The following is an 11,984-nucleotide window of genomic DNA, read 5'->3' on the forward strand; positions in this document are numbered from 1 at the left end:
AGCGGCGCCCGGTGGTCGAACACGGCGACCGGATCGCCTAAGCCTCTCGATCGCCCGCAGGGCAGGCACAGCCGGCCTGAGGGTTCTGAAGGACAGAAGGATGCCCACGAAACGTAATGTTATATCATTTGGATTTGCCGTCCTCCTGATGGGCGGCATCTCCCCAGTCCTGTCGCCCGCATGGGCCGCCGAGCCGCCATTGCCAGTCGTGGCGAGTTTCTCGATCCTGGGAGATTTCGTCCGCAATATCGGCGGCGATCGGGTCTCCGTCGAGGTGTTGGTCGGCCCGGACGGCGATGCCCATGTGTTCTCGCCCTCCCCCGCCGACGCCCGCAAGGTGGCGGCCGCCAAACTCGTCGTGGTCAACGGCCTCGGCTTCGAGGGATGGATGCCGCGCCTAGTCAGATCCGCTGGCTCGAAGGCTCCACAAGTCGTTGCAACGAAGGGCATTATACCACTCAGCAACGGGGAGGATGACGACGATGACCACGGCAAAGGTGGCCACAAGCACGCACATGGCCATGACCATGGCCCGGATGATCCCCATGCCTGGCAGTCCGTCGCCAATGCCCAGATCTATGTGCGCAACATCCGTGACGGGCTGATCGCCGCCGACCCAGCCGGGAGGTCGACTTACGAGGCAAACGCCGCACGGTATCTCGACGAGCTCACCGCGCTCGACACGAAGGTGAAGGCGGCGATCGCCTCCATTCCGAAGGAGCGCCGCCGCATCGTTACCTCGCACGATGCATTCGCGTATTTCGCCAACGCCTATGGCTTGGATGTTCTGCCACCGCAGGGCGTTTCTTCGGAGACGGAGGCGTCCGCCAAGGACGTCGCAGCGATCATCCGGCAGATCAAGGCGGAGAAGATCCCGGCGGTGTTCCTGGAGAACATCACCGATCCGCGACTGATCAACCAGATAGCGAAGGAAACCGGCGCGCGGATCGGCGGCACGGTCTATTCCGACGCCCTGTCCGGGGCAAACGGATCCGCCCCGACCTACATCGCTATGATCGAGCACAACGTCAAAGCTTTCACCGACGCGCTCACGCCCTGAGCGCCACCGCCGCCGGTTCTCTGGCATGGACTTGCCAAGCTTGCCGTGGGGCTTGAGCCCGCCGCTGCGGGTGAATATGTAGACGCCAACAATATTCCCGACGGCCGGGCCTCGCCCGGCCCAGATGCCGGCGCCATCCCGCCCGGCGTCACCATGAAGCGGAGCCACCATGTCGGACAAGATCCCCGTTACCGTCCTCACAGGCTATCTCGGGGCGGGCAAGACGACACTTCTGAACCGCATCCTCTCCGAGCCGCACGGCAAGAAATTCGCCGTCGTGGTCAATGAGTTCGGCGAAGTCGGCATTGACAATGACCTCGTTGTTGGCGCCGACGAGGAAGTCTTCGAGATGAACAACGGCTGCATCTGCTGCACCGTGCGCGGCGACCTCATCCGCATCATCGATGGATTGATGAAGCGCAAGGGCCAGTTCGACGCCATCATCGTCGAGACGACAGGCCTCGCCGATCCCGCGCCGGTCGCGCAGACGTTCTTCATGGACGAGGATGTCTCGTCCAAGACACGGCTCGACGCCGTTGTCACCGTGGTCGATGCGAAATGGCTGACCGAGCGCCTGAAAGACGCACCCGAGGCGAAGAACCAGGTGGCCTTCGCCGATGTCATCATCCTGAACAAGACCGATCTCGTGACCGCCGAGGAGCTTTCGGCCGTCGAGGCGCAGATCCGCGCTATCAATCCCTATGCGAAGATCCACCGCACCCAGCGCGCCGGCGTCGACATTGCCGAAGTGCTCGGCCGCAATGCCTTCGATCTCGACCGGGTGCTTGAGCTGGAGCCCGCCTTTCTCGAGGAGAGCCATCACCATCACCATGATGAGGACGTGCAATCCGTATCATTCACCATTCCCGGTGACGTGGATCCGGCCAAGTTCATGCCGTGGGTCAACGAACTTGTGCAACAGGAAGGGCCGAACATTCTTCGGTCCAAGGGCATCCTGGCCTTCAAGGGCGAGCCGAAGCGCTTCGTCTTCCAGGGCGTGCACATGATTCTCGACGGTGATCTGACGCAGGACTGGAAACCCGGCGAGAAGCGGCAATCGAAGATCGTCTTCATCGGCCGTAACCTGAACCGCGAGGCGCTCAACAAGGCTTTTCTTGCCTGCGCGGCCTGATCGCTTTAGCTGTCTGCCATGGCGTCATGTCCGGTCGGTTCCTTGATCCGCGCGATGTGCCGCCCCCTTTCGTTGCCAGAGTTGAAGAAAAACCATGAGCGTTGCTCCGTCACAATCCCTCACCGAGCATGTCGTGGCGGTGGAGGCTGGCGCCCATGTGATCGGGGCCGGCTGGCTGGGATCGAAGGCTGCCTTCGCCCTCGCCGACGGACAGCTTCTCCTCACGAATGGGAGCGAACATGCCCGCGTGGCCGCTCATCCCGGCGGGGGAATTCTCGTTGCGGTGAACGCGGACAAGACGATCGTCACCGGCGGTGACGATGGACGCGTGGTCGCGACCGCGGCCGATGGCACGACGCGCGAGTGCGGCAAGGAGCCAGGCCGCTGGATCGACGCGCTCGCCATTGGTCGCGACGGCGCGATCGCATGGAGCGCCGGCAAAGTTGTCCGCGCTCTCGACGGCAAGGGTCAGCTGCGCTCCTTCACCGCGCCCACGACGGCCCAGGGCCTTGCCTTCATGCCGAAGGGCTATCGGTTGGCGGTGGCGCACTACAACGGCGTGACGCTCTGGTTTCCCAACACGGACGCGAAACCGGATGTACTCGCCTGGAAAGGCTCCCATCTCAGCGTTACCGTCTCACCGGACGGCCAGTACGCGGTCACCGCAATGCAGGAGAACGCGCTGCATGGCTGGCGGCTGAGCGATCGAAAAGACATGCGGATGAGCGGCTATCCCAGCAAGACGCGCTCGCTGTCCTGGTCACACGACGGCAACTGGCTGGCAACTTCCGGCGCGGAAGCTGCCATCGTCTGGCCCTTCGACAAGCAGGGCCCGATGGGGCGCGCCCCGCGCGAATGCGGCGTGCGGCCGGTCCGCGTGGCGCGCGTGGCCTTCCATCCCCGGGCGCTGGTGCTGGCCAGCGCCTATGAAGACGGCACCATCCTGCTCATCCGGCTGACAGACGCGTCCGAACTCCTGGTGCAGGACGCCACGGGCTCTCCGATCACCGCACTCGCCTGGAACGATACCGGTCGCAGCCTCGCCTTCGGTGACGAGGCCGGCAATGGCGGATTGTTCACCCTCCCGAGCTGATCGGTGATGCGGTTCGGCCTCTTCGGACGCAAGGAGAAGCGCGGCGAGAACCCCGCGCTTGCTGCCATCAAGGCATGGGTGCGCCAGATTGCCGGGCTGCCCGAAGAGACGGTGATCGCCGCCAACGAGATCATCTGCGCCGATCCCTCCTGTCCGGGCACCGAAACCATCGTGCTCATCATGGAGCCGGGCCAGGAAACACGCGCCATCAAGATCTCTCTGGCCGCCGACGAGATCACGCGCGCCGATGTCGAAGTGGCGCTCGCAGCAGAGCAAAGCGCGTAAGTCATTCCGCACAGGCATTCCGTTCAATTGTCGCGGGGATGTGCCCTGAGACCTCAGGCCGATACCTTTCCTTAACCTTGCGGTCGAAAGATCGGTCCATGATGTCGAAAACGCCATGATATCCAGAACGCTGGGCCTCGCCACGGGTTTGCTCGCCGCCATCGCGGGCACACAGTTGCCCGAGTTCGCGCAGCAATATCGCCAGCGCCTCGGCGGGGCGATCGACGAGCTCAAGATTGTGATGCAGCGCTTCGACGCGGATGCGAATGCCGCGGGCCTCGACCGCGACGAAGCTTTGAGGCGCCTGGCGGGAAGCAGCGATGGCTTCACGGCGCGCCACGGCGTAAGCATGGCGCAAATCACGGTGCGGCTGCAGCGGCTAGAAGATCAGCAACAGGCCTTTCGCCAGGCCGGACCCCTCCACCGCCTCTTGGTCTTCGCGCAGGCCGCCGATCCGGACCTCACGCGTAATACCTGGCAGGATTTCGAGCCTGCGACGCCAGTAACCGCAGAAAGCTTCACGATCGGAGGGCTCGCCTTCTTCGCGGGTTATGGCTTCATCCGGGCCTTCGCAAAGCCCTTCCATCGGCGCAAACGAAGCCCGGCGGGAACGCGCGCTTGAGGCGGTGCCTCAGGCCTTCGCCGGAAAAACGACGAAAAATCCAAGGCCATCGCGGGCCGGCAGCGGCAGCAGCCTCTCCACAACGCCGCGACGCTTGCCGTCCAGCAGCAAGCGCCCAACGGGCTGAAACAAGGTCTCGCCGCTGGTCGCCGTTGCCGGATCGATCAGGATGGCGATGCTGTGTACCGGGCGGCCGCCGCGACCCTCGAGCAGCGCTATGACATGGGCCTCGGCGTCCGGACGGACCTTGCCCCTGAGGTCGATGACGGCTTCTGCGTCATCGCGGCCCAGCCCTCCCCGCAGCTTGTCGGCGTAGAAGTCGTCGAAAAACGGCATCGGTCTACTCAGTCCCTGCGGGCGGTGAAACGGCGGGAGAAGCCCCTCGATGCCGTCCCACCCTGCCCTGTTCGCGCCATCAGGATGGCGGGGAAAAGTTGCGGATTGTCCAAAGGAAAACCCGCCATTTCCGGCAAAGCGACAATTCACGCCGTCACTATGCGCTGGTTTTATCCGCGCACAATAACGTTTTTGAACTGCCAGGGATCATCCTGGTCGAGATCTTCCGGGAACAGAACGCCGCGGTCCTTGAGCGGCGTCCAGTCCGTGTAGGTGCCGATGACCGGGCCGAGATAAGGCCTCTGCACCTCAAGGCATCGGCGATAGTCCGTCTCGTCCGCTTCGACGATGCCGCGATCCGGGTTCTCCAGCATCCAGACGATGCCAGCGAGCACCGCGGAGGTGACCTGAAGGCCAGTCGCATTCTGGTAAGGCGCGAGCTTCCGTGCTTCCTCGACGGAGAGCTGGGAGCCATACCAATAGGCGTTCTTGCCATGGCCGTAGAGCAGCACCCCGAGTTCGTCGATGCCATCAAGGATCTCATTTTCCTCGAGGATGCGCCACTCCGGCTGCGGCTGCCACTGCGCGCCGGCCATCTCGTCGAGCGACAGAACCGCGTCGTCGCAGGGATGGTAGGCATAATGGCAGGTTGGGCGATAAGCGACCTTCTCCCCATCGCGGACCGTGAAATAATCCGCGATAGAGATCGCCTCATTGTGAGTGATCAGGAAACCGTGCTGAGCCTGCGGTGTCGGCGTCCAGGAGCGCACCCGCGTGCCAGCGCCTGGCCGCATCAGATAGATCGCCGCACCGCAGCCTTTCTCATGACGGCGCCCTTCCGGCGGCAACTCCTTCTCATGGGTGCCCCAGCCGAGCTCGGCAGGCTGCAGTCCTTCACCCACGAAGCCCTCGACCGACCATGTATTGACGAAAATCCCACGCGGGCGCGGCGTCTTGGCGCGCTGCGTATCGCGTTCCGCAACATGGATTCCCTTGACGCCGACCCGTTGCATAAGGCGTGCCCAGTCCTCGCGGCTCGCCGGCTCTCTGGCCTCGATGCCAAGATCTGCGGCCACGTTGACCAACGCCTGCTTGACTAGCCAGGACACCATGCCCGGGTTGGCCCCGCAGCAGTTGACGGCGGTCACGCCGCCAGGCCGCCGGCGCCGGAGGTCAAGCAGGCTCTCACGCAGAGCGTAGTTGGAGCGATCCGCCACACTGGCGTTGGGATTAGCGTAGAAACCCGCCCAGGGCTCCACCACCGTGTCGATATAGAAAGCATCGACGTCCCGAGCAAAGTCCATCATGGCGACGGACGAAACATCGACCGACAGGTTTACGATCATTCCGCGACCCGGGCCTTGCGTGAGCAGCGGCGTCAGGATCTCGCGAAAGTTGTCGGGCGTAAGAGCACGCGCGATGAAACGCAGGCCCCGCTCCTTCGCGATACCACGGATGTCGCCCTCCGGCGCGATGATGGTGAACTTGGCCTTATCATGCGCGATATGCCGCTCCAGCAGCGGCAGGACACCCCGACCGATGGAGCCAAAGCCCACCAGCACGATAGGGCCCTCGAAACGGGCGTGAACAGGCCAGTCTGTCATTCTTTTTCTCCTCGGCCCTGGAGGCCGTTACAAGGGGTGGACGGATTTGAGTCCAGATCCTCCGGTTGGGTATCGCATAGTCACAGTCATAGAGATTAAGCGGCCTGTGCAACCTCAAATTCAACAGGCGGCGCGATCAGCCTTCCTGTAGCAAGGATCAGACCACGCGCACCTTCCAACGCGCCCGCCCTGAGTTCGCGGGCGAGGAAGCGCTCCCGCTCATAGGGCCCCGGCAGGCTGAGATCCACCGTCCGGGCAGGAGCAAAACCAAAACGCCGATAATAGGGCTCATCCCCCACAAGGAGGACGGCGCGATGACCGAGCCCCGCGGCGCGCATCAGCGCGTCGCGCATGAGCGCGGATCCCAGCCCCCCTCCCTGACGCTCGGCTGAGACCGCGAGCGGACCAAGCAGCAGCGCATCGTGGCCGGAAGCTGCAGCCACGGACCATAGGCGCAGCGTGCCCACGAGCGTACCACCCTCGTCGACAGCGCTGAGCGCCAGGCCTTCGGCCGGCAAACGACCTTCCCGCAAACGCTCGCAGGTTTTCATGAACCGGTGGGGCCCGAAGGCCCGGTCAAGCAGAACCTCACGCGCGGGAATATCCGCGGCGATTTCATCGCGAATCATGATCATGGTCGTGGCTCCTTCGCACACGCCGTGTGGGGCCCAACCGGCCCGCGACATCCACCAGCCGGCCGGATGCCGGCCCACAGGATGCCGCGGGCCGAATGCGGTCTGATGACATCAGACCGGCGCCCGCCGTTTTTGTTCACCGTTGTGGAATTCAGGCTGCCGACCCGGCCGGCAGCAAGCGGCGCGGCCCTCAGGCCCACCGCATCCTGGATGCCCAGCGCATGGCCGGATAACCCCGGCCATGCCTGAAGCACTCTCAGATGTGGTACGATCGCAGCGGCGGAAAGCCGTTGAAGGCAACCGCCGAATAGGTCGTGGTGTAAGCACCCGTACCTTCGATCAGCACCTTGTCGCCGATGGCAAGGCTGACCGGCAGCGCGTAGGGCGTGCGCTCGTAGAGCACATCCGCAGAATCGCAGGTCGGCCCGGCGATGATGCAGTCGCTCGTCTCGTCGCCATCGCGCGGCGTGCGGATGGGATAGCGGATGGCCTCGTCCATCGTCTCCGCCAAGCCACCGAACTTGCCGATGTCGAGGTAGACCCAGCGCACGTCTTCTTCAGCGCTCTTTGTCGAGACGAGAACGACCTCGGCTTCGATGATGCCGGCATTGCCAACCATGCCGCGGCCGGGCTCGATGATCGTCTCGGGAATGGCGTTGCCGAAATGGCGCATCAGACCTTCGAAGATCGACGAACCGTAGGTCTCCACGGCAGGAACGTCGCGGAGGTACTTAGCCGGGAAACCACCACCCAGGTTGACCATCGACAGCTGGATGCCACGTTCGGCGCACGCGCGGAACACGCCAGCCGCGGAGGCGAGCGCCTGATCCCAGGCATGAGGATTGCCCTGCTGGGACCCGACGTGGAAGGAAACGCCATAAGCCTCGAGGCCGAGACGATGGGCGTGCTCCAGCACCTCCACCGCGAGCGAGGGCTCGCAGCCGAACTTGCGGGACAGCGGCCATTCGGCGCCAGCTCCGTCGCAGAGAATGCGGCAGAACACCTTCGAACCCGGAGCCGCGCGAGCGATCTTCTCGACCTCGGCCTCGCAATCCACTGCAAACAGCCGGACACCGAGCTCGAAGGCACGCGCGACATCACGCTCCTTCTTGATGGTGTTGCCGAAGGAAATGCGGTCTGGCGTCGCACCGGCCGCCATCGCCATCTCGATCTCCACGACCGAAGCCGTGTCGAAGGACGAGCCGAGCGAGGCGAGCAGCGACAGGACTTCCGGAGAAGGATTGGCCTTCACCGCATAGAACACGCGGCTATCAGGCAGCGACCTGGCAAAAGCCATGTAGTTATCGCGCACGACATCGAGATCGACGACCAGGCAGGGGCCGTCTTCGCGTCGGTTGCGGAGGAATTCGCGAATGCGCTCTGTCATGGCACTCTCCCAAAAATCACAAGGGGCGCGTCGTGCACCCGGCATGATGCGGAGACAGCTATCCACGCCGACGCGCTGTGGAGACGCGACGACGGTGACGGCTGCTAACCGACCGTGCTGCCTTGGATTGGATGGGAAAATTCCCTCCGCACGCCCGGCAATGAAGGACAAGCCTCTTCGGTAGCCCGGGCCGACCTGTGGAAAGCCGGCAGAGACCAAAAAAGCCCGTTCCGTCGTTGCTTTAAGCCGCGTCCCCCGCTTGAGAACGGGGTGCGCCGGTTTCGCCTCCGGCTGCCAGTCAAGTGTTCGGAACCAAGACCCGAGGGCCTGAAGTTCCGGGCGGCTGTCCGGCCTCTTGTCCGGATGCCCACCGACTAGCACACGGCCACAGGCACGTGCGAAATAGGGCAGAGCGGTACATAGAGTGGTTCGCCCCTAACCTCAAGGGCAGAATGAGAAAAAATGCAAAAATTTTGGGGCCGCGCCGCGTGCCCCACCGCTGCCTCACGCGGCATTCACTATCCCGCGAAATCTGATGGAATGAGCCTCTGATTGTTATTAGATGTGCGATCATCGAAACGGTCGCTTCCAACGTTTGGGCCTTATGAAAAAACTGTCGCGCCGCCGCCTTCTCGAATTGATGTCAGCCACCGCCGTGCTCTCGCCCGCTATGGTGCTGGCCCAGACGCCTCCCGCCTCCACCGATCAGCCTTCCGGAGGCGCACAGCCGCAGACATCTCCCCAATTCGTCTACGACGACGTGGTACGCCGGGCGCGCGAACTTGGAGCCGTGCCGTTCGAGCCCAACCCCCCTACGTTGCCGGAGCCGCTCTCGCGGCTGGATTACGACGGCTATCGCGACATCCGCTTCCGTCCCGAGCGTTCCCTGCTCGCGCAGGGCGGCGGACAGTTCCGCATGCAAATGTTCCATCCCGGCTTCCTGTTCAAACGGCCGGTCACGGTGAACATCATTCGCGAAGGCGTGCCGACACCGGTTCCTTATTCGGCTCAGCTCTTCGATTACGGACGCAACAAGTTCGACAAGCCGTTGCCCGTCAACACCGGCTTTGCGGGCTTCCGGCTCCACTATCCGCTCAACGATCCACGTGTCCACGACGAGCTCATCGCCTTTCTGGGCGCGAGCTATTTTCGTTTCCTCGGCCGCGACCAGCGCTACGGTCTTTCCGCACGCGGCCTTGCCATCAATGCAGGTGGAGAGGAGGAATTCCCGTTCTTCCGGGAGTTCTGGATCGACAATCCCGCGCCCGGCGCGGAGCGCGTTGTCATCTATGCGCTGCTCGACAGCGCCTCGATCACCGGGGCGTTCCAGTTCCTCGTCTATCCCTCCAAGGAAACGGTGGTTGACGTCACCGCGACGCTCTTTCCGCGCAAGACGATCAACAAGCTCGGCATCGCACCGCTCACGTCCATGTACTACGTTGGCGAGAACGACCGGCGCTTCCTTGATGAGTATCGCCCCGAGCTGCATGACTCGGACGGGTTGCTCATTCACTCCGGCACCGGCGAATGGATCTGGCGCCCGCTCCGGAATCCGCGGGAGCTGGCGACCTCCGCCTTCGTGGACAACAACCTTCGCGGCTTCGGCCTGCTGCAGCGCGACCGGATCTTCGAGCACTACCAAGATCTCGACCTGAACTATGAGCTGAGACCCGGCTATTGGGTCGAGCCCCGCGGCAACTGGGGCGAGGGCCACGTCGAGCTGGTTGAGATTCCGACCAATGAAGAGACGAATGACAATATTGTCGCGAGCTGGGTGCCGCGCGCGCCGGCCGAGCCGGGCCAGACACTCGTCTACCGCTACCGCATCACTTCGCTTGGCAATGCCGAGCAGCTCCACCCGGGCGGCCGGGCATTGAACACCTACCAGACGAAACCGAAGGCTGCCGGCTCGCCGGAAGAGGTCCGGCCCGGCACCCGACGCTTCCTCATTGATTTCGCGGGCGATGATTTGGCTTATTTCGCACGCGATCCGAATCTGGTCGAGATCGACGCGTCCCTCTCCGCGGGGCGGGTCGTGCGCACCTATCTCGTCCCGAACCCGAAGGTACGGGGCCTGCGCGCCGCGATCGACATCGAGGTGGAGCCCGGCCAGCAGGTGGATATCCGCGCATTCCTCCGCTCCGGTAACCGCGCCCTGACGGAAACGTGGATCTTCCCCTGGAAAGCCGAATGAGATGATCGTTGCAGTCATCCCCGAGGCGTTGCATTGCGGCGCCGCGGGGCGACGGCTGCGCTGCTCAGCCCGCACGCCGGGGGCTATGGCTCGCGGAGCGAGCCGGCGATCTATATGGAAAAACTCTGTACCTCGCGCAGGAGCGCGATGAAGGCCGCAACGCCGTGGGCAGCGGCGGCCTCGCCCTTCGCGGCGGTGGCAGCCGTAGCGTTACCGACGACACCGGCCGGATTGAGATCCTCCGCCATCCAGGCGAAACCGGCCGGCCGGGGATGACGCAGCCAGATGTGGTCCCGTTCCATATCTGCCGTCAGCGAATGGAAAGCCATTGCCTCACCCATGCGCACCTTGTCGGGGTAGAACGCCAGCATAAGCGACGTCTCGATGTCGCCGCCATGAATGCCATGGCGAATCTCGGCGGGATCGAACAGGCCGTCAGGATAGCCGAACCGCTGCCAGGAGACGCTGACGACCGTCAACCCCCAGCTCGCGCGTAGGATCTGCGCCACGATGTCGACGACAGGCGAATTGCCCCCGTGTGACGACACGATGACGAGCTTACGGCAGCCAGCCCGATAAACACTCTCCCCAATGCCGCGCCAGGCTGCGATGGCCGCTTCGGCGGACAATGTGAGCGTGCCGGAGAAGGTGAGATGTTCGGGCGAGTGGCCGATGGTCTGGATTGGCAGGAAGGAAACTGGGAGATCAGACGGCAAAGCGGCCGCGACTCGCGCGATATATGCTTCCATGATCATCGCATCGGTGCCGAGCGGCAAGTGCGGCCCATGCTGCTCCACCGCCGCCACGGGCAGGATGGCCGTCACGTCTTCTATGGCCACGCGGCTGAAATCCGTGGTCGTCAGATCCGCCCAGAAGGGTGATGGGAGCATGGCGCGATCCTTTCGCCTGAACCTTTGCAATAGCGACCATCCCGATAGCACACAAGAACGGACGATCCTGTGGCGCTCAGTCCGGGAAAAAAGCAGGGCGTTCCCATGGCCGAATGTCATTGCAACGTCATCACAAGGCGCCCATTATTTCGACGGCAATATTTATGCGGCAATGCCGATCGACCTGATGATTCCGCCCGCTGAGGAGAGACCAGGCCCATGAAGCATCCCGTCGCCAAGAGCATAGGTTGGGCCCTCGTCTATGCCGCGCGCCTCCACCGCAGCCGTATCGGCGAACGGCTTTCTTCGATGGGATTGTTTCCCGGCCAGGAACAGGTCCTGCAGGCGCTCGCCTCCGGCGAGCCCGCAACGATGGGTGAGCTGGCGGAACTCCTTCGCGTCAAACCGCCGACGGCCTCCAAAACCGTTGCGCGCCTGGCAGCGCAGGGGCTGGTCGAACGGCGGACAGAACCGGGCGATGCCCGCATCATCATCGTCAGCCTGACGCGGGAGGGCCTTGAGAAGGTCGCGGCCATCGACGCCCTCTGGCGCGACACCGAGGAGCAGCTGCTCGATGATCTCGACAGCAAGGATCGCAAACGCGCCCGCAAGCTGCTCCGGAAAATGGCGAAAAACTTAGCCGACAAGGGATCGAACGACAAAGCGCTACCCGGCGATGAGGAAGACGACGCCGATCTGGACGATCCCGTCGCTGCATAGGTGGAACGTGAAATGCCGGCACAGGC

12 protein-coding genes are annotated in these 11,984 nt (G+C 63.6%); 7 read left to right on the forward strand and 5 right to left on the reverse strand.

The features are described from left to right. The first annotated feature begins 100 nt into the window (after positions 1–100). The 5 genes from KIO76_RS02215 (at position 101) to KIO76_RS02235 (ending at position 4,192) form a co-directional block, all read left to right on the forward strand. Positions 101–1,060, forward strand: a complete 960-nt coding sequence (locus tag KIO76_RS02215) for a metal ABC transporter substrate-binding protein (RefSeq protein WP_213321258.1) — start codon at positions 101–103, stop codon at positions 1,058–1,060. 169 nt (positions 1,061–1,229) lie between these two features. Next, positions 1,230–2,192, forward strand: coding sequence for a CobW family GTP-binding protein (locus KIO76_RS02220; protein WP_213321259.1), 963 nt, complete (start codon positions 1,230–1,232; stop codon positions 2,190–2,192). Between the two features lie 94 nt (positions 2,193–2,286). Continuing rightward, positions 2,287–3,285: a WD40 repeat domain-containing protein gene (locus tag KIO76_RS02225; protein ID WP_213321260.1), complete on the forward strand. Its 999-nt coding sequence runs from the start codon at positions 2,287–2,289 to the stop codon at positions 3,283–3,285. A 3-nt stretch (positions 3,286–3,288) separates the two neighbouring features. Then, a complete protein-coding gene (locus KIO76_RS02230) occupies positions 3,289–3,570 on the forward strand; it encodes a hypothetical protein (protein ID WP_502761829.1) in 282 nt (93 codons plus the stop codon). Between the two features lie 115 nt (positions 3,571–3,685). Beyond that, complete coding sequence (locus KIO76_RS02235) at positions 3,686–4,192, forward strand: DUF2937 family protein (RefSeq protein WP_213321261.1); 507 nt, start codon at positions 3,686–3,688, stop codon at positions 4,190–4,192. A gap of 9 nt (positions 4,193–4,201) precedes the next feature. Here KIO76_RS02235 and KIO76_RS02240 read toward each other — a convergent pair whose 3' ends face one another. The 4 genes from KIO76_RS02240 to KIO76_RS02255 form a co-directional block, all read right to left on the reverse strand. Further along, entirely contained in the window at positions 4,202–4,528 is a 327-nt protein-coding gene (locus tag KIO76_RS02240; RefSeq protein ID WP_213321262.1) for a hypothetical protein, read from the reverse strand. Positions 4,529–4,698: 170 nt separating this feature from the next. After that, positions 4,699–6,132 carry a homospermidine synthase gene (locus tag KIO76_RS02245; protein WP_213321263.1) on the reverse strand — a complete coding sequence of 478 codons (1,434 nt, stop codon included), beginning with the start codon at positions 6,130–6,132 and terminating at the stop codon, positions 4,699–4,701. 95 nt (positions 6,133–6,227) lie between these two features. Beyond that, positions 6,228–6,767, reverse strand: coding sequence for a GNAT family N-acetyltransferase (locus KIO76_RS02250; protein WP_213321264.1), 540 nt, complete (start codon positions 6,765–6,767; stop codon positions 6,228–6,230). 256 nt (positions 6,768–7,023) lie between these two features. Then, positions 7,024–8,154: a type III PLP-dependent enzyme gene (locus KIO76_RS02255; protein WP_213321265.1), complete on the reverse strand. Its 1,131-nt coding sequence runs from the start codon at positions 8,152–8,154 to the stop codon at positions 7,024–7,026. A gap of 604 nt (positions 8,155–8,758) precedes the next feature. Between KIO76_RS02255 and KIO76_RS02260 the strand changes: the two genes are divergently transcribed. After that, positions 8,759–10,348, forward strand: coding sequence for an OpgD/OpgG family glucan biosynthesis protein (locus tag KIO76_RS02260; protein ID WP_213321266.1), 1,590 nt, complete (start codon positions 8,759–8,761; stop codon positions 10,346–10,348). 110 nt (positions 10,349–10,458) lie between these two features. Here KIO76_RS02260 and KIO76_RS02265 read toward each other — a convergent pair whose 3' ends face one another. Then, complete coding sequence (locus tag KIO76_RS02265; RefSeq protein ID WP_213321267.1) at positions 10,459–11,238, reverse strand: creatininase family protein; 780 nt, start codon at positions 11,236–11,238, stop codon at positions 10,459–10,461. A 219-nt stretch (positions 11,239–11,457) separates the two neighbouring features. Here KIO76_RS02265 and KIO76_RS02270 point away from each other — a divergent pair, with 219 nt between their 5' ends. After that, on the forward strand, positions 11,458–11,958 hold the full coding sequence (locus KIO76_RS02270; RefSeq protein ID WP_213321268.1) for a MarR family winged helix-turn-helix transcriptional regulator: 501 nt from the start codon (positions 11,458–11,460) through the stop codon (positions 11,956–11,958). Positions 11,959–11,984: the final 26 nt, after the last annotated feature.

The organism is Chelatococcus sp. YT9, from assembly GCF_018398315.1.
Classification (GTDB): Bacteria; Pseudomonadota; Alphaproteobacteria; order Rhizobiales; family Beijerinckiaceae; genus Chelatococcus.